Below are 24021 nucleotides of genomic sequence, written 5' to 3'. Positions count from 1 at the left end.
CGCTGACCGTTGGCTGATGGCCGGATTCGCCGGCAATCGGGTTCGTTTCAACACTATCGAGGAAGCATCATCATGAAGAAGACTCTCATCTCGGCTGCCGTGGTCCTGCTTGCAGGCGTGGCCTCGGCGACCAGCACCACCGCCCTGGCCGTCACCAACACGAGCACCGGTTCTTCCAGCTCGGCAGGGTCCGTGGCAGCGAGCTCCGGCACGGGCAGCGCGTTGAGCTACAACGCAGCCACTTCCAGCTCGGCAGCCACCGCGAATGCAGCAGGCGGCGCGGTCAGCATCCCGGGTCTGCGTGTCGGTGGTGCAACAGCCAGCGGCTCGGCGACCACGCAAGGCCGCGTGACCAGTGTTGCGGCAACGACCGGCAACGGTGCAGCCATCGGCGGTGCCAATGCCTCGGCCAATGCAGGCTCGTCCGCCGGTGCCACCTACTCCGCAGGCGGCCCGAACCAAGTGAGCGGCGCGGCAGGCGGCGCCGCAACCTCCACCACCAACAACACGGCTGCCACTGCAGCCGGTCCTGGCGGCGGTCTGGCAGTGGTGACGCGCACCTCGGGCACGACGTCGGGCTACAGCGCCTCGTCGGGCGCAATCAACGGCTTCGTCAACGGCACGACCACCTCGGCAACGGCGGGCTCGACCGGCGGCTCCTTCGGCGTGACCAACTTCGCGATCGGCAATGCCGGCGGCCTCAGCAACGGCGGCGGCACCGGCGGCACCGCGGGCGCCGGCGCAACCGCATCGGCTCCCTGAACGGGGCATGCCACGGTTGTTGGACCAGAAATGGGGAGGGGCATGCCCCCTCCCCTGGCTTTCAAAGGAGTGAGAACATGAAAAAACTGATTGTCCTGACCTTGATGGGCTTGTCCGCGGGCGGCGCTTACGCGCAGACGGCGGGCGGTGCCAACAACCAGTCAACGAGTTCGGCCACCACATCGGCGCAGGGCAACACCCAGGCCGTGAACTTCAACAGCAACGCGCCCGCGGACACCACCACCCGCTCGACGCTGAACAGCAACCAGAACATCAACAACACCGGTGCCACCACGAACACGGTGGACTACCGGGGCAGCTACACGGTCAAGAACGTGCCGTCGGTCAACGGGCCCAACCTGACCACCAGCAACGACACCTGCATGGGCAGCACCAGCGCCAGCGCGAACGGCCCGGGCGTCGGCATCAGTTTCGGCACCACCTGGACGGACGAGCACTGCAAGCGCCTGAAGATGAGCCGCGAGCTCTGGAACAAGGGCATGAAGGCGGCGTCGCTCGCGATGGACTGCATGGATTCGGCCGCCATGGCCGCGCTGGAGATGACCGGCACGAAGTGCCCGCAGTCCATGACCGCCGAGGAGAGGGTGAGCGCGTTCGGGCCGTATGCCTCGCCGGCGAACGCCGCCGCGAAGGTGGTCGGCCAGCCGGTCGCCGCGATGACGCCACCCATGCCTCCCATTGCGGTGTCGGTGCAGCCGATGCAGCCGCCGCAGGCGGTGGTCATCGCGCCGCCGGTGGCTTCGGTGCCGCCGCCCACGTCGACGTCCACGCCGACCCCGCTGCCTTTGCCGCAGGCCCCCCTCGTCGAAGCGGCGCCCGTGCCGCAAGCGGCGGCGGCTCCGGTGCAGCCCGCGCAGGAAGAGTCGCACCAGGCCGCGGTGACCATGCCGGTCGAGCCCATCGGCGAGATCGCGTCGGCACCGCAAGCGGCCGTCGGTTCGCAATGACCGCCGGGAGCCCATGATGACCAGGACCGTCTTCCTCTGGATCGCGGCTTGTTGCGTGGCCACGGCCTCCGCGGGCCCCGTCGTTCCCAACCTGCGCATCGAACGGGTGACCTTCGGCAGCGGCCTGCAGAACGCCAGCGGCGCCGACAACGCCGAGCCCGTCGGCGATCTGGGCGTCTGGCATGTGCCGCAGTACCTGCCCGGCTATCCGACGTCGGCGACCATCTGGCCGCGGGTGGTCGTGATCCAGTGCGCCAACGAGCTGTGTTCCGGCTACGAGGTCACGCCCGAGCTGGGGCGCGGCGAGTACCTGTTCTTCCGGCCGGCGCGGAAGTAACAGGGCTTGAGCAATCGCAAGCGCGGCCGGGCCATCCGGCCGCGCTTTGCCGCGCGCCCTCATTTTTACCCGGGTTATATTGTATTTTATATTTCACCCGGGTAATATCCGAGGCATGAACATGCCCCAGGAGACGCGGCGCGCCCTCGTCAGGAAATACAAGGAAACGGTGCTCCCCGCGGGCGTCTTCGTCATCCGCAACACGCTGAATGGCCGCGTCTACGTGGCCGGCAGTCTCGATGTCGAGGGCGCGATGAACCGGGCCCGCTTCGAGCTCGGCCTGCGCTCGCACCGCAACAAGGCGCTGGTGCGCGACTGGATTGCCCACGGCGCCGAGCACTTCAGCTTCGAGGTGATCGACCGCGTGAAAGAGCGCGACGACCCGGCCTTCGACCGCGCCGCCGAGCTCGAGAAGCTGCTCGAACTCTGGCGGGAGGAACTCCAGTGCGTTGGCGACAAGGGCTACAACACGCCATGACCGTCGATGCGCTGGACCTCTGCCTCACCATCGGCCGCGCCCATGCCAGCCTGAACCTCAAGCTCCAGGAGAACCTGGGCGCTTTCCACGGGCTCGACTACGAAGACTTCAGACTGCTCCATCTGCTGCTTGCCGATGGTGGACGCATGCCGATGGCGGAGCTTTCGCGCGCCTTGGGGTTGCCGATGTCGGCGCTGCTTCGCAAAATGGTCCTGCTCGAGAAAACAGGACTCGCCGAACGCACGGCTGGCACAAACGAAGACAACCGCCGTCATGCAGCCATCCGCCCGGGCGGCCGCAAACTGATGCAGGCTGCGGTCACGACCGTCGAGGCGATCTGCGCCGATGCGGTGAAATCACTGGACTCCGAAAGCCTGCCGCAGATCCATGCCGCGCTCCTTGCGCTGTGCCTCGACCACACACCGAACGCCTGAGCCGTTCAGCGGGTAGATTACGCACCTCTCAAGTCATTGTGGCTTTGCCACTTGACTTGATCCCCCTCGGGGGGGCGGGCTGGGCACAGCCCGGCCCCGGGGGCGCTCGTTTCGACCGGACCAGAAGGAAGAACAAAGAAATCCGACATGCCATCCGACACGCCATCCATCAACCTCATTGTTTTCGCCGGCTTCAAGCGCATCGCCGAAGGAAGCACGGCCGAAGTGCTCGCCCAATTGCGCGAACGCAAGGACGACACGCCCTACCTCATCTTCGACGCGCAGACCGGCGAGTCGCTCGACTTCGACGTGCACAACCAGGCCGGCGTCGTGCCGCACGCGACCAGCGCCGAGGCCCATGACGACGCGCCGCGCGGCGTGGGCCGGCCGAAGCTGGGCGTGGTCGCGCGCGAAGTCACGCTGCTGCCGCGCCACTGGGACTGGCTCAACCGCCAGCCCGGCGGCGCCTCGGTGGCGCTGCGGCGCCTGGTGCAGGAGGCGAGCCGCGTCAACGCCGACCGCGACGCCGTGCGCGCGTCGCGCGAAGCCACCTACCGTTTCATGACCGCGATCGCCGGCGCCCTGCCCGGCTTCGAGGAAGCCACGCGCGCGCTGTTCGCCGGCGAGCGCAACCGCTTCGAGGGCCTCATCGACGCCTGGCCCGCGGACCTGCGCACCCATCTCCAAAAACTGTCAGCCGCCGGCTGGAGCCCCCCTGCATGAGCGCCACCCCCGCGACTTCGACGACCTCGACAACGACACCCGCCAATCCAACGCCCCCCGCAGCCGGCCCGAGCGGCCTCAAGGGCGTGCCCGTGGCGCCCGTCGGCGCGGCGCGGCCGCTGTGGAAGGTGTTTCTCTTCTTCCTCGCGCCGATGTTGCTCAGCAACATCCTGCAGTCGCTCTCGGGCACGCTGAACAACGTCTATGTGGGACAGATGCTCGGCGTGGGCGCGCTGGCGGCGGTGTCGAGCTTCTTTCCGGTGATGTTCTTCTTCATCGCCTTCATCATCGGCCTGGGCGCCGGCGCCTCGGTGCTGATCGGCCAGGCCTGGGGTGCGCGCGACGCCGCCAAGGCCAAGGCCGTGGCGGGCACCACACTCACCGTGGGCGTGCTGATGGGCCTGGTGATCGCGGTGTTCGGCGGCGCCTTCACCACGCCGATGCTGGCCGCGCTGGGCACGCCGCCCGACGTGCTGGCCGACTCCACGCGCTACGCCCGCATCATGCTGATCGCGATGCCGGGCGTGTTCGTGTTCCTGCTCGCGACCGCAATGCTGCGCGGCGTGGGCGACACCGTCACGCCGCTGCTCACGCTGGTGATCTCGACGCTGATCGGCCTGGTGGTCACACCCGCGCTCATCCGCGGCTGGGGCGGCTTGCCGCAGTTGGGCGTGGCCAGCGGCGCGTGGGCTTCGGTGCTGTCTTTCGTGGTGGCGACCACCTGGCTGGGCTTCAGGCTGCGCCAGAAAAAGAGCCCGCTCGCGCCCGATGCGGAGTTCTTTCGCTACCTGCGCATCCAGCCGCAACTGCTGAAGGCGGTGCTGCGCATCGGCGTGCCGACGGGCGTGCAGATGATCGTGGTGGCGCTGGCCGAAGTGGTGCTGCTGTCGATGGTCAACAGCTACGGCTCCAACGCCACGGCCGCCTACGGCGCGGTGAACCAGGTGGTGGCGTACGTGCAGTTCCCGGCCATCTCGATCGCCATTGCCGCATCGATCCTCGGCGCGCAGGCCATCGGCGCGGGCCGTGCCGACCGGCTCGGCGCGATCACCAAGACGGCGCTGATGATGAACCTCGTGCTGACCGGCAGCCTCGTGCTGCTGGGCTACCTGTTCTCGCGTCCGCTCATGGGTTTCTTCATCACTAGCGCGCCGGTGATCGAGATCGCGCAGACGCTGCTGCACATCATGCTGTGGAGCCTGGTGATCTTCGGCATGGCCGCGGCCACGTCAGGGGTCATGCGCGCGAGCGGCTCGGTACTGGTGCCCACGCTGATTTCCATCGTCTGCATCCTGGGCATCGAAGTGCCGGTGGCCTGGTTCATGAGCCACCGCATCGGGCTGGACGGCATCTGGATCGCCTACCCGGTGACCTTCGGCGCGATGCTGCTGCTGCAGACGGCGTACTACCAACTGGTGTGGCGCAAGAAGGCGATCCACAAGCTGGTGTAACCGGCGGCGCGGGGCTCAGCGACCCTCGTAGGCCTTCTGCACGGTGGCGAGGTCGAGCTTGACCATCTGCATCATGGCCCGCATCGCGCGGCCGGCCTTCTCGGGGTCCTTGTCCTGGAACATGCGGATCATGGCCGTGGGCGCGACCTGCCACGAGACGCCATAGCGGTCGGTGAGCCAGCCGCATTGCACGGGCTTGCCGCCGCCTTCGATCAGCTTGTCCCAGTAGTGGTCGACCTCGGCCTGCGTCTCGCAGGGCACGTAGAGCGAGAGCGCCGGAGTGAACTTGTAGTCGGGGCCGCCGTTGAGCACCATGAACGCCTGGCCGTCGAGCTCGAAGGTCGCGGTCAGCAGGCTGCCGTCCTTGGGGCCGGGGCCGTCGGCGGGCCAGTTCAGCCGGTCGGTCACGCGGGAGTTCGGGAAGATGCCGGTGTAGAAACTCAGCACCTCCTCGCCGTTGCCGTCGAACCAGAGGCAGGGAACGATCTTCTGCATGGGAGTCTCCTTTGCTTGAACGATGAACCTGAGAGTTCAGTATCAAAGCGGGAGCGGACCGCTGTCAACCCGCGTGGGCCCTGTCAGAAAGACGTTTCCATGGGCCTCCAGGCCTACCAGCGGTAGGTGGCGGTCGCCACCGCGGTACGCGGATAGCCGTAGTAGCAGGCCACGTAGCCGCAGTTCGCCAAGTAGGTCTTGTTGGTCAGGTTGCGCAGGTTGAGCGCAAGGCTCCAGCGGTCGATGTCGTAGCCGATCATGGCGTCGAACACGGTCACCGCCGGCACCTTGCTCGGCGCGGTGGATTCGCCATCGCCGTAGTTGGTGCCGGTGTAGCGCGCGCCCAGGCCCAGCTTCACGCCGTTCGCGAAGCGGTAGTCGGCCCACACCGAGAAGCGGTGGCGCGGCACCGCGGTGGCCTTGCCGATCTCCTTTTCATTGGCGCTGGCCGTGACGATCGCGCGCGGCGTGTAGGCATAGGAGGCGGTGAAGTTCAGGCGTGGCATCAGTTCGGCCGTGGCTTCCAGCTCCAGGCCGCGAACAGAGATCTCACCGGTCTGCTTGGGCACGAACTGCGCGTCGTAGCTGATGTAGTTGTTGCGCTTCAGGTCGAAGATGGCGGCGCTGTAGAGCGCCTTGCTGCCTGGCGGCTGGTAGCGCACACCGGCTTCGTATTGCTTGCCGCCCTCGGGCTTGAAGGGGTTGCCCGACACCGGATCGATGGTGGCCGTCGGCGCGAACGATTCGGTGTAGCTGAGGTACGGGGCCCAGCCGCTCGGGTGCAGGTAGACCAGGCCCGCGCGGCTGGTGAACTTGTGGTCGCGCATCCGCTGGTTCGAGCCGTCGAGGCGGCTGAAGACGGTGCTCTCGGCGTCGTCGTAGCGCCCGCCCAGGGTCAGCGACCAGCGCTCGCCCCACTTGATCTGGTCCTGCAGGTAGAGGCCGGTCTGGTTCAGCCGGGTGATGCCGTCGAAGTACGGCGCCGGGATGTCGTACGCGCCGCCATAGACCGGCGCGTAGATGTTCAGCGCCGGAGCGCTGCCGCCGCTGAAGGTGACCTGGTCGATGCGGGTGCGCTGGTAGTCCAGCCCCACCAGCAGCTTGTGCGTCACGTCGCCGGTGCGGAAATCGGCCTGGAGCTGGTTGTCGAGCGCCACGGCGCCGATGTTCTCGCGGCTGCCGAACACGCTGCGCGAGAGCTGCGTGAAGTTGGCGGGATCGGTGGCGACGTCGGGATTCAGGGTCTCGAAGCCGGAGGCCTGCACGCCGCGGTAGTCGAGCTTCTGCGCCGCATAGCGCGCGTTCTGCCGCACGGTGAAGGTCTCGTTGATGCGATGTTCGAACTGGTAGCCGACCATCTGCTGGTCCTGGTTGAACCGGTCGAAGCCGGGCTCGCCGATGAACAGTTTCGAGGGGATGTAGCTGCCGATTGCGGTGGGCTCGAGCGAGCCGACCGTGGGCCGTGCGCGCGTGTAGACGCCGCCGCGCGTGCGCGTGAACTGCGACAGCAGCGTGAGGCTGGTGTCGGCCGAGGGCTTCCAGGTCAGCGAGGGCGCGATGTAGCTGTGGTCGTCGGCTTCCTTCCCGGCGGGCAACTGCGCATCGCGCAGCACGCCGGTGATGCGGTAGAGCAGCTTGCCGTCGGCATCGAGCTGGCCCGCAAAGTCGCCCGCGATCTGGCGCCGCGCGTTGTCCCCGAGCTGCACCTGCAGTTCGCGCACCGGCTCGGCCGTGGGCCGCTTGCTGACCACATTCACTACCCCGCCCGGCCCGCTCATGCCGTAGAGCACCGACGAAGGCCCGCGCAGCAGTTCGATGCGCTCGGCGCCGTAGTTCTCGGTGCGCCACACGCCCCAGGTGCCGTTGTTGCGCAGCGGCAGGCCGTCGAGGTAGAAGCCCGGCGAATAGGCGTCGAAGCCGCGCAGCGAGATCCAGTCATAGCGCGAGTCGGCGCCGTAGGTGGTGGTCGACACGCCCGGCGTGTAGCCCAGCGCGTCCTTGAGGTTGGTGGCGCCGATGGCCTCCATGCGGTCGGCGGTGATCACCGAGATCGACTGCGGCGTCTCGATGATCGGCGTGTCGGTCTTGGTGCCGGTGGCGCTGCGCCTGGCCACGTAGCCCTGCACGCGGCCCGTGGCGCTTTCCTCGCCATCGGCCATCACCGTGACCGCCGGCAGCGTCGAGGTGCCCGATGCGGCAGGCGCGACGGGCGCGGCCTTGACCACGGCCGCATTGCCTTCCATGGTGGCCGCCAGCCCGGTGCCGGCTAGCAGGCGGTCGAGCGCCGCGCGGGGCGTCAGGCTGCCGGAGATGGCGGGCGCCGTCTTGCCGGCCACCAGGCTTTGCTGCACGACCAGCTGGATGCGGGTCTGCCGTGCCCAGTCGTTCAGGGCCTCGGCCAGCGGCTGGGCGGCAATGCTGATCTGCTGCGCTGTGCCCTGGCCTCCCGAGGTCTGGGCGCGCAGCGGCGCGCTCGCCAGCGCGAGTGCCACGGCCAGCGCCAGCGGTGCCGGCGTCATCTTCATCAAGCGGTTCATCAAACGTCTTCCAGGTAGTGAATACAAATGGTTCTTATCTGGCTGACGCACGAACTCATGGAAATCCGGTATTCCCGGCGAAATATTTTTGCCCTGGAGGTTTCAGGGCGCGCCGGCTAGGGCGCAGCGACGATCTCGGCCACCGGCCCGTCGCCCTTGAGCCGCACGGGCAAGGCGCTCGGCAGCACGCGCCGCAGCGTGCGCGCGTCGCGCGGGTCGAAGGTGCCGGTCAAGCGCAGCGCGGCCACGGAAGGGTCGCGCACCACGAGGCCGGTGCTGCCGTAACGCTCCAACTCGGCCAGCGCGCGGGCCAATGGCGCATCGACGAAGCTCAGCCGGTGTTCGCGCCAGGGGGCGATGCCGTCACCCGAAACGGCCGTCACGGCGGCCAGCACGCCCTCTGCATCGCTGTGCACCTGCTGGCCGGCGGTGAGGAAGACAGCGCCCTGCGGCACGGTATCCGGCGCAGGGCCGACCCAGTGGCCGTCGGCGGCCCTGTCCATTTGCGTGACCCGCACCCTGCCCTTCTCCACCGACACGCGCGCGCCCTCGGCGCCCGCAATGGCCGGCGTGTACCGCACCGCGAATCGGGTGCCGACCACACGGACCTGCAACGGCCCCGCCAGCACGTCGAAGGGGCGCTGCGCGTCCGACTGCACCGCGAAGACGGCCTGCCCATCGATCAGCCGGACCTCGCGGCGTTGGCGGAAATAGCGCACCTCCAGCCGCGTGGCGGTGTCCAGCCGCAGCACGGTGCCATCGGTCAGCGGCACCTCGAGCTGCTGCCCGCGTTGGGTGGCGAACGCCTGCACGAACACAGGCTGGGCTTGCAGATGGCGCCATCCGAGGTAGCTGCCACCGGCGACCACGCCCGCGGCGGCCAGCGCCAACGCCGGCTTCAGGAAGCCGCGCCGCGTAGGGGCGGCAGTCCCGTTCCCCGCGAAGCCCTCGCGCCAGGCCGCGACCGTCTCCGGCCCGATCGCGTCGAAGGCCCGCCAGCGCGATTCCCACTGGCGGTAGGCATCGGCGTGCTTCGGGTCCGCGGCGATCCAGTCCTGAAAAATTCGCTCGTCGCGCGCACTCCAGTCCGCGCGACGGCGATGAACGAACCAGTCGATCACCTCCTGGCGCAGGCGCGATGTTTCTTCCGACGGTGGCAGCGATGGGGTCATGGCTCGGGGAGCTCTCCTGCAGATGTAGACGCACGAGCGGTGCAGAACCCTGTAATGGGCATCCCCAATGCACCGGGTCGCTCGCGCGTTCGCTCTTCTTGTGTTCGTGGGTTGCTTTTCATTGCGGGCCCCCGTTCACTTCGTCCAGGCACGCCCAGCACGCATCCATCGCGATGCGCAACTGCATCTCGACCGTCCGCACGGAAATGCCCATGCGCTCGGCGACTTCGGCATACGACAGCCCGTCGAACTTGTAGAGCACGAAGGCTTCGCGGCAGCGCGGCGGCAGCCTGTCGATGGTGGCGACCATGGCCGCCAGCCCCTGGCCGGACGACAGGATGGTGTCGGGCTCGAAGGTCGAAGGGCCGATGCAATCGTCGAGCTCAACCGCGCCCTCATCCGCAGAGGCGGCCCCGTCGAAATCGGCACGCACGCCGGTGCGGCGGTGGTGGTCGGTGACGAGGTTGCGGGCCGTGCGGTACAGCAGCGCACGCGGGTCGCGCACCACGCTGCCGGTGCGCTGCGCCTCATACACGCGTGCGTAGCTCTCCTGCGCCAGGTCGGCCGCGGTGGCGCGGTCGGACACCTTTCGGGAAAGAAAGCTCAGCAGCTCGCGGTAATAGCGTTCGAACACAGGCGCACCACAACCGGGAACGGTTGGTCGAAGTCCAGGGGCAGGTTGGCTTCGACATGGCGTGGCTTACCTGATGAGATTCAGAAAACGGGAAGCGCCGATTATCACGCCCCGCCGAAGAAGTCCAGGTCGGAATGCACGGTCGCACAAGCCGCAACCTCGGCGCCGCTGCGGCGCGTGGCCTTCTGGCGGGTAGCCCGAAGGGTAAGCTTTTCGCTTGCCGGGACGGGGAGCGCGCCGGCTACCTTTCTTCCAGCAGGGCTAGAACCCGTACAGCGCGCCCGGGTTGTCCACGAGGATGCGGCGGCGCGTGTCGTCGCTCGTGGCCCACGAGAACAGCAGGTCGTACAGCGGCACCGCGTGGGGCCTCGGATCGCGCCCCGGGTGCGGCCAGTTGCTGGCCCAGAGGCAGCGCTCGGGAAACTTCTCGGCCAGCGTGCGCGCGAGCAGGCTCACGTCGTCGTAACCGGGTGGCCCCACCTTCGACGTCTCGTAGGGCGCGGAGAGCTTGATCCACACGCGCCCCGAATCGAGTACGCGCAAGAGCGACTGGAACGACGGGTGCTCAGGCGCCACCGGCTCCAGGAACTTGCCGTTGTGGTCCAGCACCAGCCGGCACGGCAGGCGCTTGAGCACTTCCTCATGCTCCGGAATCGTGCGGCCGTCGAGCTGCAGGTTGACCATCCACTCGGCATTCGCGAGCCGAGCCGCCATGGGCTCAAGCGACGCCCAGCTCAGCACCCCGCCGATCATCATGTAGCGCACGCCGCGCATGCCGCCGGCGTGCAGGCGCGCGATTTCCGCATCGGTCACTTCGGGCGCGACCAGCGCGATACCACGCGCCGAATCGCCGAACTGCGCCAGCGCATCGAGCGTGCAGCTGTTGTCGAAGCCGTAGCCGGTCGGTTGCACGACGATCGCGCGGTCGATGCCCAGCGGCGTCTGCACCTCGGCGCGGTAGGCCGACACCGGCGAATGCGGCGGCACCCAGGCCACGTTCGGGATCAGCGGAAAGCGGTCTTCGTAGATGTGGACGTGGCAGTCGCAGGCGCCGGCGTAGCGCGTGTTGCGGGTGGGTTCCATGGAAGGTCTCTTGGAGTGGTTGTGATGAATGGAACGATCAGCCGCGTGCGCCGAAGGCCTTCTGCCAGCGCCGGGCCTCGGGCGCATTGACGGCACCCTTCGGCACCCGCCCCTGGAACAGCTCGCCGAGTTGGGCCACTGTCTCCAACGCCTGATGCTCGATCGCAGGCGGCGTGAGCCCGCCGATGTGCGGCGTGGCGATCACGCGCGGATGCGCGGCCACGCGCGGCGATGGCATCTGGTCGGGCGCGCGGCCCACGTCGAGCGCGCAGCCGGCGATGGTGCCGGCGTCGAGCGCCGCGACGAGCGCGTCTTCGTCCACGAGGTTGCCGCGCGAGGCATTGATGAAGAAAGCATGCGGCTGCATCGCGGCGAAAGCCGCGGCATTCATCAGGTTCTCGGTGGCCTCGGTGGCGGGTGCGAGGCAGACCACGAAGTCGGACCGCGCGAGCAGCGCATCGAGCGCCACCTGTTCGAGTTCGGCGCGTTCAATGGAAGCGTACGGGTCGTGCACCACGATGCGCATGCCCAGCGCCAGTGCCACGTCGCACAGGTAGCGGCTGATCTGCCCGTACCCGATCACGCCCAGCGTGCTGCCGCGCAGCTCGCGCCCCATCGCCGGCACGACCGGCTGGCCCGCGTGGTACAGCGCGGTCGATGCGCTGATGTGTCGCCCGAGGTCGATCATCACGCCCACGATCCACTCCGACACCGACGCGATGAACCCCGCGCTCGCCTGCGTCACCAGCACGCCGTGGCGGCTCGCCGAGGCCAGGTCGATGTTGCGGATGTCGATGGCGCAGCGCACGAAGGCTTTCAGGTCGGGCAGCGCCGAGAACAGCGCCTCGTCGCCCACCGTCTGCCGGTACGAAATGATTGCGTCGCAGCCCTGCGCCAGCTCGGCGAGCTCGGCGGACGACAGGTCGTTGTCCGTCGGGTTGAAGCGCACCTGCGCAATGGCCTGCAGGGCCGCGGTGGCCCGGTCACCGAAATAGTGGGCGAGCTTGCTTTGCGGATGGCTGACGAAAACCGTGGTCATGAAATGAAGAGAAAACTTTGCAAAGAAGAACTAGGCGCGCGGCGGCGCCACCGAATCGCGCGCCACCAGCGTGGGCGCAAAGACGAACTCCTGCGTCGGCAGCGACGCATCGGCCAGCCGGCTCATCACCCGCTCGACCATCACCTGTGCCATCTCGGGCACCGGCACGCGCACCGAGGTCATCGCGGGGTACATCAGCGTGGAGAGAAACACGTTGTCGATGCCGATGACCGACACGTCCTGCGGCACCGAAAGCCCGGCATCGCGAAACCCCGCCATGAGGCCGAAGGCCAGCAGGTCGTTCACGCCGATCACGCCCGTGGGGTGCTCGGGTGACTTCGTGAGCAGGCTGGCCTGCATGCGGCCCAGCTCGCTCATCATCGAATCGCCGTACTCGTCGACCGGCAAGCCCTCGACCACCTGCGCGCTGCCTTCGAGGCCCGCGCTTTTCGCGGCGGCCAGAAAGCCGTTGATCTTCTCGTTCCGGCTCATGGTGCGGCCCGAGGGCGTGACGAAGGCGAGGCGCCGGTGCCCCTGTTCGATGAGGTGCGCGGTCGCGATGCGCGACGACTCGAAGCTGTCGACCGTCACGTGGTCGATGACCGAGGGCATGCCCGGCGTGGCGCGGCGGTCGTAGCTCACCACCACCAGCCCGCGCTCGGCCGCCGCCTCCACATGCTGCTCGTCGACCAGCGACGAGATGATGATCACGCCGCGCACGCCGTGCGCCATCAGGTCCTCGAAGAAGTGCTTTTCCTTCTCGGCATCGCGATACGTGTTGCCGATCATGATGCGAAAGCCGTAGCGCTCCTGCGCCAGCGTCTCGACCTCGCGCGCGATGAAGCCGTACATCGGGTTGGCCATCGACGGCACCAGGAGGCCCAGCAAGGGCGTATGCCCCGTCTTGAGCTGCCGCGCTGAGGTGTTGGGCCGGTACTTGAGATCGCGGATCGCGGCTTCCACGCGGGCCAGCGTCTCGGCGGCCATGCGGTCGCTGCGTCCGTTCAACACGTTCGACACGGTGCTGGTCGACACCCCTGCCCTTTGGGCCACGTCGGTGATTCTGCTCACGGAATCCTTCCTGTTTTCATCGTCGTCACAGGCCCATGCGCGCCGGCAACCATGTGGAGAACGCCGGCACGAGCACCAGCACCACGAGGGTAACGAACAACACGGCCAGGTATTTCATCATCGGGCGTGCCACATCTTTCACCTGGGTGCCGGTAATCGCGCAAGTGGCGAAAAGGCCGAGGCCCACGGGCGGCGCGAACAGGCCGAAGCCCATGGCGATGACCATCACCGTGCCGAAGTGCAGCGGATTGACGCCCAGCTGCGAGGCAATCGGTGTCAGCAGCGGCCCGAAGATGATGAGCGCCGGCGCGCCTTCGAGGATGGCGCCGAACACGATCATGATCAGCACCGACAGCATCACGAACATCGTGCTGCCGTACGAATGCGCAAAGCCGATCATGAACTCCGACAGGTACTGCGGAATCTGCTGGATCGTGAGCGCGAACGACAGGCTCGACGCCGCCGCCACGATGAAGAGAATGCCCCCGGCCATCGACGCCGAGCGCACGAAGAGCCGCGCCACCGACTTCACCGTGAGCTCCCTGAAGGCCAGCCAGCCCACCACCAGTGCATAGATCACCGCGAACGATGACACCTCGGTCGAGGTCGCGATGCCCGAGGTCACGCCCTTGCCGATCATCGCGACCATGAGGAGCGCCACGAACGCGCCGCCCAGCAGCCGGAACGTCGGCGTGCGCACGTCGAAGGCTTCGTCGGGGTTGATCTTGGTGCCCACGTAGATCGTGACCGCGGCGAGCGACAGCGCCAGCACCACCGCGGGCACCAGCCCCGCCATGAAGAGCCCGGCGATCGAGATGTTCGCCACGAAGCCCATGATGATCATGTTGATGCAGGGCGGAATCGTCTCGGCCATCACCGCGGTGCAGGCCAGGAGGCCCGCCGTCTCGTTCGGGTCCTGCTTCGTCTTGCGCACGGCCGGCATGATGATGCCGCCCACCGCCGCGATGTCCGCCAGCTTGGAGCCCGAGACGCCCGAGAAGAACGCCGTCGCCGTGATGGTGATGAGCCCGAGCCCGCCGCGCAGCCGGCCGAACATGCGCAGCAAAAGCTCGATGAGCCGCGACGACATGCCGTTGGCCTCCATCAGCAACCCCGCCAGCACGAAGAACGGAATCGCCAGCAGCACGTAGTGGTCGGTGCCCGCCATCACCTGCTGCGAGTACACGAGCATCGGCAGCGATGGGTCGGCCATGAAGAACACCAGCGACGACAGCGCGAGCACGAAGGCGATCGGCATGCCCAGCGCCATGCCGCCGAGAAAGCCCGCGGTGAGCAGCGCCCACGGCGGGATCGCGTGGTCGGGCACGAGCGTGTTCCATCCGACGACCGCGGCCGTCAGCGCGACGCCCACGCCCAGCGTCGACCACACCATGCGTGCAGGACCGTTGACCGCATTGGCCAGCCCGAACAGCGTCATGAACAGGCTGCCGATGGTCACCGGGTACACGTAGATCCACTGCGGCATGCCGATCGGCGTGGTCATGTTGTACGAGTCCATCAAGAGCTCGCACGACGAGGCAAAGAGGCTCGCCGACACGCCCACGATGATCCAGCTGCCGAACTGGATCAATGCGGGCTGCCAGCGCGCCGGCAGCAAGCCGCGGAACAGGTCCACGCCCACGTGCTGGCTGCGCGCGAGCACCGTGGCCGCGCCGAAGAACACCTGGATGATCATCAGCGCCCGCGCCACCTCCTCCGCCCAGTCGAACGGGTCGTGCAGGAAGTAGCGGAACACCACCGAGATGAAGACGACGACCACGTCGATGGCCAGCACCACGCCGGCCACGTACTCGGTCATGCGCATCAGCCAGGCGAGCCAGCGGCCGGAGGCGCGGGTGACGTCGAAGCCCAGTGCGGGTTCCATCGCCATTGGCGAAATCGAGAGACTTGACATGGCCGCTCAGGCGCGCGCGGCGGTGATGGCGGCGAACAGCGGCCCCGTCTCGGGGTACTGCTTGGCGAAGCCGGACCAGAGGCGCGTTTCCATTTCCTTGCGCACGAAGTCGCGCTCGCTCTTGGCCATCGGGGTGAACACGATGCCCAGCTTCTTCAGTTCCTCGATGGCTTGCAGGCCCTTCTGCGTGCCGATCTCGCGCTGCTGCAGCGTGGAATCGGCAGCGGCCTTCAGGAACGCGGGGCGCAGCGTGGCGGGGATCTTGTCCATCGCGCGCTTGCCGGCCACGCACACCATCGGGCTGAACAGGTGCTCGGTCATCCAGCAGTACTTGACGACCTCGTTGAGCTTGCTCGCGAGCACCGTGGCCGCATCGTGCTCGAAGCCGTCGACCACGCCGGTCTGCGCCGCCATGTAGAGCTCGCCGAAGGAAATCGGCGTGGGAATCGCGCCCATGATCTTGAAGGTCTCGATGAAGGCCGGCGTGGGCAGCACGCGCAGCTTGACGTTCTTCACGTCGGCGAGCGACTTCACCGGCTGCTTGGTGTACACGTTGCGCGCGCCGTAGTGCGCACCCCAGGTGATGACCTGGCAGCCGGTGCTCTTGACCAGCATGTCGTTGAGCTTGCCGCCCACGCCGCCGCCGAGGGCGCGCGCGGCGTGCTCATAGCTGTCGAACACATAGCCCAGGTCGAGCATGCCCAGCTGCGGCGTCACCGTGGCCCAGATCGAGGAGCCGGTGAGCATCATGTCGATCGAGCCGACCTTCACCTGCTGCACCACGTCGCTTTCCTTGCCCAGCTGGTTGTTCGGAAAGTAGTCGATGCGGATCTGCTCGCCCACCGCCTTCTTGAGGTTGGCCTGCATCAGCTGCGACCAGGCGAAGTGCGACGAATTGAGGTCGGCCACGTGGGACGACGACAGGCGCAGCACCACGGTCTTGCCCTGTGCGGCGGCGTTCTGCGAAAGGCCTGCGGTCGCCATCGCGAGCGACAGCGCCGAGGAAGACTGGACGAAATGGCGGCGTGAAATCGGGGTCATGGTGTTGTCTCCTGTGGGTCGATTGCCCATTCGGTTGTTCGGTCTGGTTCGTTTGGTGGAACGATTTACTGTATCGATACACAAGAATGACGGCAATGCGATTCCGATAGGTGTTTTCCTTCGTAAACGAGGTAAAGCGGATGGCCGCATAGGCAGAATGGAAAAACCAACGGACGGATGCCCTCATGACCTCATCGACACCCGAAGCCGCACGCAGCTACGCCATCCAGATGCATGGCGACCAGAAATACGGCCCGCATCCCTATGTTCACCATCTGGACGCGGTGGTCGCCCTGCTCCAGCCCTATGGAGAGAAGGCGCGGGTCATCGGGTATCTGCACGACGTGGTGGAAGACACCGATGCCACGGTGACAGACGTGCAAGAGCGCTTCGGCGACCTGGTGGCCCGTTGCGTGTCGCTATTGACCGATGCGCCCGGCGCCAACCGCAAGGAGCGCAAGGCCAAGACCTATGGGGCAATGGCGCAGGTGACGGGCGATGAAGAACTCGCACTGGTGGTCAAGGCGGCGGACCGGCTTGCCAATGTGCGGGCCTGCGTGGCGGATGGGCATCGGCAGCTTTGGGACACCTATCGAGGGGAGCACCCCACGTTCAGGGCTGCTGCGTTTCGCAAGGGGCAGTGCGATCCGCTGTGGTCGGAACTCGACTCGCTTCTGTTGGAGTGGCCGGCGTTCTGAGCGCTCTGTTCGGGGCGCGTGCACAGGCCACCGGGTACTCCCCTCCGCGAATGTCCCCCGGGCTTCGCCCTCCTCCTTGATTTCGCTGCTGGTAGCACCCGATGCCCTGCGCACTGGGGCACGCTGTCGGGTATCGGGCGATCAACCGGTGCTCTGACTACTGCCCGCAGCTTGGATGCTTGTGGCCCTCGGTTGCGTTGGGGAGGCCCATGAAGTCGAGGATGTGCGGCGTGGTGCCGTCCACCTGCAGCATCGCGGTCGCGCTGAGGTTGCCCTGGCAATAGCTGGGCTTGAGCGGGTTCGCGTAGTTGTTGTTCAGGATGAGCAAGGTGTCCCTCTCCGCCGCGGTCTGCCCGCCGTGGCCGCTGCCGGTGCCACCGTGGTCCGAGGTCACGACGATCAGCCACTCTTCGTTCGCGTAGTTCGGCCGTGCCGTCAGCGCCGCGAGCACCTGGGCGATCTGCTGGTCTTCACCGGCGATCTTGCTCTGGTAGTAGGCGTTGAGCGGGTCGTAGCTCGGCGCGTGGACATCGACGTTGTGCAGGTAATAGAAGATGGCCGTCGGCGGGTTCTTCCAGCCGAGCCAGCCCTTGACCGCATCGGTGGCCTGCTGCGAGTTCTTGGCTGCGTTGGCCACGACGAAATCGGCCTTCGCGGGACGCAGGTTGTGGGTGATGTTGAACCAGTCGCCCACCACCGCCGTCGTGGCCGTGGGCCAGGCCTGCTTGATGAGGTCGAACACGTGCGTCTTCTTCATCACCAGCCCGGTGTCGTTCGACGTCACGCCGTGCTTGTCGGCCCAGAAGCCGGTGAACACCGACGACCAGCCGGGTCCGCTGACGGTCGCCTGCTTGGTGCCGCCCGCCAGCACGTTGCCGTGGAAGGCGCCGCCCGCGATCAGCGCCGACATCGCGGGCGTCTGCACGCAGCCCTGGCATTGGATCGCGTCGCCGCGCAGGCCGTCGATGCCGATCAGCAGCACGTGCTTGTTGCCCGGCACCGGGTTGGGAACGCCCTCGCCCGCGATCAACGCATAGTGGTCGTAGGGGTTGCCGGGGTAGTCGGTCTTCAGCCCGCCGACGTCACTGGCGCGCTTGTCGCTCAGGTCGCAGCGCTGCGGGGTCTTGTGATAGTCGAAGGACTTGCACCATGCGGCGCGGCTCGCGTCGGTGCAGGCGTTGGCGCAGTCCGCGGGCGTCACGGCCTGCAGGGTCTCGGTGTTGTGGCCGCTGATCGCCGCATCGGGCGTGCGTGTGAATGCCTTCAGCGGATCGGTCTTCAGGCTGTAGTGGTCGTAGGGGTTGCCCGGATAGTCGGTCTTCAGGCCGCCCACGTCGCCGGCCTGCTTGTCACTCAGGTCACAGCTCTGGTTGGCCTTGTGGAAGTCGAACGAAACGCACCAGGTGGCCCGCGGTGCGGACAGGCAGGCGGTGGCGCACATCTCGGGCGTGGACTGCGCCAGGTTCTCGACGTTGTAGCCCGAGATCGCGGCGTTCGGCGAGAGCGTGAACGCGTCGAGCGACGCTGCGGCGGCATGCCCCGCCAGCGCTGTGAACAGGCACGCCAGGCCGGCGCGGATCGATGGCTTCATGTGATGTCTCCTCATCGCGTGAACGTTGGATGAATCCCGTGTTGCCCGCTTTTTCGCGTGGCTTCTGCAACTCCGGGCGGAGTAAATCACTGGCGCCTGTCATCGATCCAATTCAAAAATCTTCGGTGTCGCATTGAGTAGACCTATACGTCGCTCTGTCATCGGCTTGTGCTTGACCTATCGTTTTCCGTCGGCCGGCTGCGCGGCGGGTCCTCCTCCGATCATCAGCCAGGCGCTCAATGCGCTCAGCACGGCCAGCGCTGCGCTCACCAACATCACCCATCGGAAGCCCGCCACGAAGGATTCGGCCACGGCGCGTTTGACGGACGCCGCGGTGGCCGCATCGATGCCCGGCGGCATCACCGCACCGGCCAGCTTGCTGCGCTCGCCTTCGAGGAATGCGGACACCTGCGGCGAGGCGCCCATCTCGCGCAAGCCGTCGGCCAGCGCGGCATCGAAGGCCCACGCCATGACCGCGCCGAACACGGCGATCGCCAGCACTGCCGCCGCGCGCGACACCGCGTTGTTGACGCCCGAGGCCACGCCCGCAAGATCGGGGCCGACCGCGTTCATGACGGTGGTGGTGAGCGGCGCGACCGTCACCGTCATGCCGAAACCCAGCACCACGACCGCGGGCAGGAAGCCGGTCCAGTAGCTCGCGCCGACGCCCGGTATCGCGAACAGCACGAAGCCCATCGCCGCGATGCTCGGTCCGATGACCAGCGGCAGGCGCGGCCCGAAACGGTCGACCAGTTGCCCGGCCCAGCCCGAGAGCGCGAACATGATGAAGATGAACGGCAGCAGCGCGGCGCCCGCCGCGGTGGCCGAGTAGCCCTGCACCTGGATCATGTTGAGCGGGAAGAAATACAGCCCGCCGCCGAGCGCGGCATAGAGCAGCAGGGTCAGCAGGTTCGCGCCGCTGAAGTTGCCGATGCGCAGCAGGCCCAGCGGCAGCATCGGCGTACGCGCCTTGCGCTCCACCGCGATGAAGCCCGCGCTCCCCACGATGCCGACGCCCAGCGCCGCGAGCACGTATGGCGAATTCCAGCCCTGCGTGGGCGCCTCGATGAAGGCATAGACCACGCCGCCCAGCCCGGCGGTGGCGAGCAGCGCGCCCCACACATCGAGCCCGCCGCTGGCCGATGCGCCATGGCTCTCGGGCACGTGGCGCCAGGTGATCCACAGCACCAGCAGCGCCATCGGCACGTTGATGTAAAAGGCCCAGGTCCACGAGATGTGATCGACCAGGAAGCCGCCCAGCACCGGCCCCACGGCGGCCGTGATGCCGCTGAAGCCCGACCAGGTGCCGATGGCCTTGCCGCGTTCCTTGGCAGGAAACGCCGCGCTGATGAGCGCCAGGCTGCCGGGCACCAGCAGCGCCCCGCCGATGCCCTGCACGGCGCGCGCGGCGATGAGTTGATGCACGTCGGCGGCCAACCCGCAGGCCACCGAGGACAACGCGAAGATGCCCACGCCGATGGCGAAGATGCGGCGGCGTCCGTAGTGGTCGCCGAGCGCGCCGCCCACCAGCAGCAGCGCCGCCAGCAGCAAGGCGTAGGACTCGACCACCCACTGCGCCTGGAAGGCCGTGGCGTGCAGGTCGGCCTGGATCGCCGGCAGCGCCACGTTGACCACCGTGCCGTCGATGAAGGCCATGCTCGAGCCGACGATGGCCGCGGCCAGCACCCAGGGTTTCGAGCGCTCGGGGCAGGCGTTTTCTTCGGCCTTGGCGCCATGCAGGATCAGCGTGTGGTCGTTGGGCGCCTTGCCGATCTGTGCCATGGGGTCTCCGAGCTACTGGATTCGGAACTTGCTCCTTCCCCCTTTGGGGGAAGGCTGGGATGGGGGCATCTCCCAACTGGACGCCATGCCTCGATGAGCGCCGTCGTGCCCCCACCCCTGCCCTCCCCCAGCGGGGGAGGGAGAAAGAAAAAGAGTCAGAGCGCGCATGCCGTGGCGGCCGGGTTCGCACGCGCCGCACTCACGCTGCGCGCAATGGCTGCGGCCGTGGCGGCCGTCACCCGCTGGGCGCCCTGCGCCACGGCATCCATGCCGCCGCCGACCGCTTCGCCGACATTCAGCTGGCAGACCACGGTGCGCGCCTCGTCGGAGCGCCGCAGCGTCCAGCTGAAGCTCGCATCGACGCGTCCGCCATCGACCGCATCGAACTGCCGCAGCTGCACCGCGATGCGCCAGACCGGCTGCGAGGTCTGCCGTCCGCCCTTGGTCACGTCGAGCGCACCCAGCCGCGAAGAGATGTTGCTGGAGAGCGCATCGCGCAGCTCGTTCTCGAAGGACGAGGCCCAGCGGTGCTGCTCGAGCACCTCGACCTGCACGCTGCCGCCTGGCTGCCGCACCACCATCTGCGGCCGTGCGAAGCGCTCGGGCACCGCCACCGGCGCGAGCTCGATATAGAGCGGCGTGGGGCTGCCCAATGTCGACGGCGCCGCATCGGTGGCCGTGACCGGGCTGGCGAGCGTGTAGTAGCTGTCGGGCTTGCTCGCGCAGCCGGCGAGTGCGATCAAGGCAGCGCCAACGATCAGCGCGGTTTTTCCGAATGCGAAGTTCTCGTTCTTCATTTCTTGTCGTCCGGTTTGCCGCGCAGCAGCGACTCGGGATGGCGCTCCAGGTAATCGGTCAGCACGCGCACCGAGCCCGCGGCGCGGGTCAGCTCCTGCAGCGTCTGGCGCATGTCCTGTTGCAGCGGCGAATCGTCGGCCAGCGTGCGCTCGGCGGTGTTCACGGTCTTGCGCACGTCCTTCATGGCCGCGGCCAGCTCGGGCGTCACGTCGTTGTTGATGCGGGTCACGGTCTGCTCGGCGCTGGTGAGCGTCTTGTTGAGCGTGGCCAGCGTGGTGCGCAGGTCGGCCGCAATTTGCTCGTAGGGCACCTTGTTGAGCTTGCTCGCGATTTCCTGCACCTGCGACTGGATCTCGTCGAGGCTGTTGGCAATGGTGGGCAGCTCGATCGGGCTCTTCGCCAGGTCGATCTTCGCGGGCGGCGCCTTCGGGAAGAAGTCGAGCGCCACGTACACCGAGCCGGTCAGCAGGTTGCCGTTGCGCAACTGGGCGCGCAGGCCCTTTTCGGCCAGGAAGCGCAGGCGCTCCTGCTGCGTGGCGCGCGACTCGGTGCCCTGCGGCTGCCCAGTCTCGCGGCGGCGCAGGCGATCGGGGTAGATCTGCACCAGCACCGGCATGCGGAACTCGCGCTCGGCGCGGTCGAACTCCACGCCGATCGACTTGACCTCGCCGATCACCACGCCGCGGAAATCGACCGCCGCGCCGGGCACGAGGCCGCGTAGCGACTGGTTGAAGTACATCAGGAGCGTCTGCGAGGGGCCGTCGGGCTCCTTCATCGCGGTGGTCTCGTCCTGCGCCAGCATGAAGGCGGTGTTCTCCTTGGCCAGCGGGCCCATCGCATCGTCGGGCGCCTGGAAGGCGATGCCGCCGAGCAGGATGGTCGCGAGCGACTGGGTGCGCAGCGTGAAGCCGCTGGCGCTCAGCTGCGCGTCGATGCCGCTCGCCTGCCAGAAGCGGGTGTTGATGCCCACGAACTTGTCGTAGGGCGCGTTGACGAACACCCGCAGCGTGACGCCGCGGCCGTCGCCGTCGAGCTCGTAGGCAGCCACCTGGCCGACCTTGATGCGGCGGAAGTACACGGGCGAACCCACGTCGAGCGAGCCGATGTCGGTGGCGCGCAGCAGGAACTGCTGGCCCGAGTCGTCGCGCGTGACGATGGGTGGCGCTTCCAGGCCCTTGAATTCGCCCGCGGTTTCCTTCGACACGCCGGCATCGGCGCCGATGTAGGCACCCGACAGCAAGGTGCTCAGGCCCGAGATGCCCGAGGTGTCGAGGCGCGGCCGCACGACCCAGAAGCGCGAATCGTCGGAGGTGAAGCTCTCGGCATCCTTGTTGAGCTGCACCAGCACGCGCACATGCGAGCGGTCGCGCGCGAGGCGCAGGCTCTGCACGAGGCCGATCTGCACGTCCTTGTATTTCACGGCGGTCTTGCCGGCCTCCAGGCCTTCGGCGGTCTTGAAGGTGAGCACGATCTCGGGGCCACGCTCCAGGAGGATGCGCGCCACCAGCGTCACACCGACGAGGGCGGCCACGATGGGGATCAGCCAGATCAGCGAGGGCAGCCACTCGCGGCGGCGCTTGACCTGCGGTTTCGGCAGTGGCGGCGCGGACGGCGCCGGTTTGTCCTGCGGTTGCGGTTCTTCTTCACTCATGCTGTTTGTTCTTCCCTGTTCTCGAAACTCTCTTGCACCGCCTGCGCTTCCTTGCTGTCCCAGGTGAGCTTCGGATCGAAGCTCAACGAGGCCAGCATGGTCAGCACCACCACCGAGCCAAAGGCCGCGATGCCCACGCCCGCGGTGATGACCGCGAAGCCCTGGATCTGCACCAGCCCGGTCAGCAGCGCCACCACGAACACATCGAGCATCGACCAGCGGCCGATGATCTCGATGATGTGATACAGCTTGGCCCGCTCGTGCTGGCGCCAGGTGCTGGCGCGCTGCGCCATCACCACAAGCAAGAAAAGCACCGCCAGCTTGAAGAGCGGCACGAGGAAGCTCGCGATGAAGACGATGGCGGCCAGCCCGTAGGCGCCCGACACCCAGAAATAGATCACCCCGCTCAGGATGGTGTCGTACTGCGCGCCGAACAGCGTGCGCGTGATCATCACCGGCAGCAGGTTCGCCGGGATGTACATGATGCAGGCCGCGATCAGGAAGGCCCAGGTGCGCGTGAGGCTCTGCGGCTTGCGCGTGTGCAGGTGCGTGCCGCAGCGGCCGCAGGCGTCGCCCTCCTCCGCGTCACGCCAGACGGCCGCGCAGTGCGGGCAGGCCAGGAGGCCGAGCGAGGCGGCGGTGGCGACGGGTGCGTCGGGGTCGTGCGCGACCTCTTCAACGGCCGGTTCCGGTTCGCGCGATCTGCGGAAGGGAAACAGCTTCATGCGGAAGCCTCTTTCTCTTCGTCGCCGGCGGCGCGGAAGGTCATCTCCCAGAACGCGCCCGGGTTGAACGACAGCACCGCCGTCAACGTGACCGTCAGCGCCATGAAGGCCCAGAGCGCGGGCCCCGGCACCACGGTCGCCATGCTGGAAAGCTTGACGATCGCCACCAGCACGCCGAGCAGGAACACCTCGATCATTCCCCACGGGCGCAGCGACTGCATCATGCGCACCAGGATCGCAAAGCCCAGCGGCCGGTGCTCGCGGCGCAGCGGAATCAGCAGGTAGGCCAGGATGCACAACTGCAGCAGCGGAAAAAGGATGGTCGTGGCCAGCACCAGCAGCGCCACCACCGACATGCCCTCGCCCCCCAGCACCACCACCGCCCCGGCCAGCGTGGTCTGGCTGCGCAGGCCGCGCAGCTCGATCTCGACGATGGGAAACAGATTGGCGATGGCGAACATGATCAGGCTCGCCACCGTCAGCGGCAGGATGCGCTGCTGCTGCGAGCCGGGGTGCCTGTCCAGCTCGGTGCCGCAGCGCGGACAGCGGGCCACGTCGCGCGGCTGCAGGGGTGTGCGGGCATAGACCGCGTCGCAACCCGGGCAGACCACGGTGTCAGGTACTTCCTTCATGGGG

Annotated in this window: 23 protein-coding genes; 8 read left to right on the top strand and 15 right to left on the bottom strand. The window is 67.5% G+C overall.

What is annotated here, in order from left to right:
- Positions 1-72 precede the first annotated feature (72 nt).
- The 7 genes from ACSFA7_RS06635 to ACSFA7_RS06605 all read left to right on the top strand — a co-directional run bounded on the left by ACSFA7_RS06635 (position 73) and on the right by ACSFA7_RS06605 (position 5153).
- A complete protein-coding gene (locus ACSFA7_RS06635) occupies positions 73-762 on the top strand; it encodes a hypothetical protein (RefSeq protein WP_435498628.1) in 690 nt (229 codons plus the stop codon).
- 77 nt (positions 763-839) lie between these two features.
- Complete coding sequence (locus ACSFA7_RS06630) at positions 840-1730, top strand: hypothetical protein (protein WP_435498627.1); 891 nt, start codon at positions 840-842, stop codon at positions 1728-1730.
- Positions 1731-1746: 16 nt separating this feature from the next.
- Complete coding sequence (locus tag ACSFA7_RS06625) at positions 1747-2067, top strand: hypothetical protein (protein WP_435498626.1); 321 nt, start codon at positions 1747-1749, stop codon at positions 2065-2067.
- Between the two features lie 115 nt (positions 2068-2182).
- Positions 2183-2545 (top strand): GIY-YIG nuclease family protein, encoded by a 363-nt coding sequence (locus ACSFA7_RS06620; protein ID WP_435498625.1) that lies wholly within the window; start codon positions 2183-2185, stop codon positions 2543-2545.
- Positions 2542-2979, top strand: coding sequence for a MarR family winged helix-turn-helix transcriptional regulator (locus tag ACSFA7_RS06615; RefSeq protein ID WP_435498624.1), 438 nt, complete (start codon positions 2542-2544; stop codon positions 2977-2979). The genes ACSFA7_RS06620 and ACSFA7_RS06615 overlap by 4 nt, the downstream gene beginning before the upstream one ends.
- A 147-nt stretch (positions 2980-3126) precedes the next feature.
- A complete protein-coding gene (locus ACSFA7_RS06610) occupies positions 3127-3702 on the top strand; it encodes a DUF2239 family protein (protein ID WP_435498623.1) in 576 nt (191 codons plus the stop codon).
- On the top strand, positions 3699-5153 hold the full coding sequence (locus ACSFA7_RS06605) for an MATE family efflux transporter (protein WP_435498622.1): 1455 nt from the start codon (positions 3699-3701) through the stop codon (positions 5151-5153). Before ACSFA7_RS06610 ends, ACSFA7_RS06605 begins: the two co-directional genes overlap by 4 nt.
- 15 nt (positions 5154-5168) lie before the next feature.
- Here ACSFA7_RS06605 and ACSFA7_RS06600 read toward each other — a convergent pair whose 3' ends face one another.
- The 9 genes from ACSFA7_RS06600 to ACSFA7_RS06560 all read right to left on the bottom strand — a co-directional run bounded on the left by ACSFA7_RS06600 (position 5169) and on the right by ACSFA7_RS06560 (position 16140).
- A complete protein-coding gene (locus ACSFA7_RS06600; RefSeq protein ID WP_435498621.1) occupies positions 5169-5648 on the bottom strand; it encodes a VOC family protein in 480 nt (159 codons plus the stop codon).
- A 113-nt stretch (positions 5649-5761) separates the two neighbouring features.
- Positions 5762-8185 (bottom strand): TonB-dependent siderophore receptor, encoded by a 2424-nt coding sequence (locus ACSFA7_RS06595; RefSeq protein WP_435498620.1) that lies wholly within the window; start codon positions 8183-8185, stop codon positions 5762-5764.
- 116 nt (positions 8186-8301) lie between these two features.
- On the bottom strand, positions 8302-9357 hold the full coding sequence (locus tag ACSFA7_RS06590) for a FecR family protein (protein WP_435498619.1): 1056 nt from the start codon (positions 9355-9357) through the stop codon (positions 8302-8304).
- Between the two features lie 118 nt (positions 9358-9475).
- On the bottom strand, positions 9476-9991 hold the full coding sequence (locus ACSFA7_RS06585) for a sigma-70 family RNA polymerase sigma factor (protein ID WP_435498618.1): 516 nt from the start codon (positions 9989-9991) through the stop codon (positions 9476-9478).
- Between the two features lie 261 nt (positions 9992-10252).
- Positions 10253-11074: an amidohydrolase family protein gene (locus tag ACSFA7_RS06580; protein ID WP_435498617.1), complete on the bottom strand. Its 822-nt coding sequence runs from the start codon at positions 11072-11074 to the stop codon at positions 10253-10255.
- 37 nt (positions 11075-11111) lie between these two features.
- Positions 11112-12113: an NAD(P)-dependent oxidoreductase gene (locus ACSFA7_RS06575; protein ID WP_435498616.1), complete on the bottom strand. Its 1002-nt coding sequence runs from the start codon at positions 12111-12113 to the stop codon at positions 11112-11114.
- Between the two features lie 30 nt (positions 12114-12143).
- Entirely contained in the window at positions 12144-13184 is a 1041-nt protein-coding gene (locus tag ACSFA7_RS06570; RefSeq protein ID WP_435498615.1) for a LacI family DNA-binding transcriptional regulator, read from the bottom strand.
- Between the two features lie 25 nt (positions 13185-13209).
- Positions 13210-15069 (bottom strand): TRAP transporter large permease, encoded by a 1860-nt coding sequence (locus ACSFA7_RS06565; RefSeq protein WP_435498900.1) that lies wholly within the window; start codon positions 15067-15069, stop codon positions 13210-13212.
- A gap of 36 nt (positions 15070-15105) precedes the next feature.
- Positions 15106-16140: a TRAP transporter substrate-binding protein gene (locus tag ACSFA7_RS06560; protein WP_435498614.1), complete on the bottom strand. Its 1035-nt coding sequence runs from the start codon at positions 16138-16140 to the stop codon at positions 15106-15108.
- A 185-nt stretch (positions 16141-16325) separates the two neighbouring features.
- On the opposite strand from ACSFA7_RS06560, the gene ACSFA7_RS06555 reads away from it, so the two are divergent.
- Positions 16326-16838, top strand: a complete 513-nt coding sequence (locus ACSFA7_RS06555) for an HD domain-containing protein (RefSeq protein WP_435498613.1) — start codon at positions 16326-16328, stop codon at positions 16836-16838.
- Positions 16839-16995: 157 nt separating this feature from the next.
- Here the strand turns inward: ACSFA7_RS06555 and ACSFA7_RS06550 are convergent, their stop codons facing one another.
- The 6 genes from ACSFA7_RS06550 to ACSFA7_RS06525 all read right to left on the bottom strand — a co-directional run bounded on the left by ACSFA7_RS06550 (position 16996) and on the right by ACSFA7_RS06525 (position 24017).
- Positions 16996-18429 carry a PAN domain-containing protein gene (locus ACSFA7_RS06550; protein ID WP_435498612.1) on the bottom strand — a complete coding sequence of 478 codons (1434 nt, stop codon included), beginning with the start codon at positions 18427-18429 and terminating at the stop codon, positions 16996-16998.
- Positions 18430-18606: 177 nt separating this feature from the next.
- Positions 18607-20211: an MFS transporter gene (locus ACSFA7_RS06545; RefSeq protein WP_435498611.1), complete on the bottom strand. Its 1605-nt coding sequence runs from the start codon at positions 20209-20211 to the stop codon at positions 18607-18609.
- A gap of 155 nt (positions 20212-20366) precedes the next feature.
- Positions 20367-21008 (bottom strand): PqiC family protein, encoded by a 642-nt coding sequence (locus ACSFA7_RS06540; RefSeq protein WP_435498610.1) that lies wholly within the window; start codon positions 21006-21008, stop codon positions 20367-20369.
- Positions 21005-22660, bottom strand: coding sequence for a PqiB family protein (locus ACSFA7_RS06535; protein ID WP_435498609.1), 1656 nt, complete (start codon positions 22658-22660; stop codon positions 21005-21007). The genes ACSFA7_RS06540 and ACSFA7_RS06535 overlap by 4 nt, the downstream gene beginning before the upstream one ends.
- Positions 22657-23385 (bottom strand): paraquat-inducible protein A, encoded by a 729-nt coding sequence (locus ACSFA7_RS06530; RefSeq protein ID WP_435498608.1) that lies wholly within the window; start codon positions 23383-23385, stop codon positions 22657-22659. The genes ACSFA7_RS06535 and ACSFA7_RS06530 overlap by 4 nt, the downstream gene beginning before the upstream one ends.
- Positions 23382-24017 carry a paraquat-inducible protein A gene (locus ACSFA7_RS06525; RefSeq protein ID WP_435498607.1) on the bottom strand — a complete coding sequence of 212 codons (636 nt, stop codon included), beginning with the start codon at positions 24015-24017 and terminating at the stop codon, positions 23382-23384. Before ACSFA7_RS06525 ends, ACSFA7_RS06530 begins: the two co-directional genes overlap by 4 nt.
- Between the last annotated feature and the right edge of the window lie 4 nt (positions 24018-24021).

The organism is Variovorax trehalosi (assembly GCF_051216415.1).
In the GTDB taxonomy this organism is placed as follows: domain Bacteria; phylum Pseudomonadota; class Gammaproteobacteria; order Burkholderiales; family Burkholderiaceae_C; genus Variovorax.
Note: the sequence above shows the minus strand (reverse complement) of the source record. Positions and strands in the feature narration are given on the sequence as shown.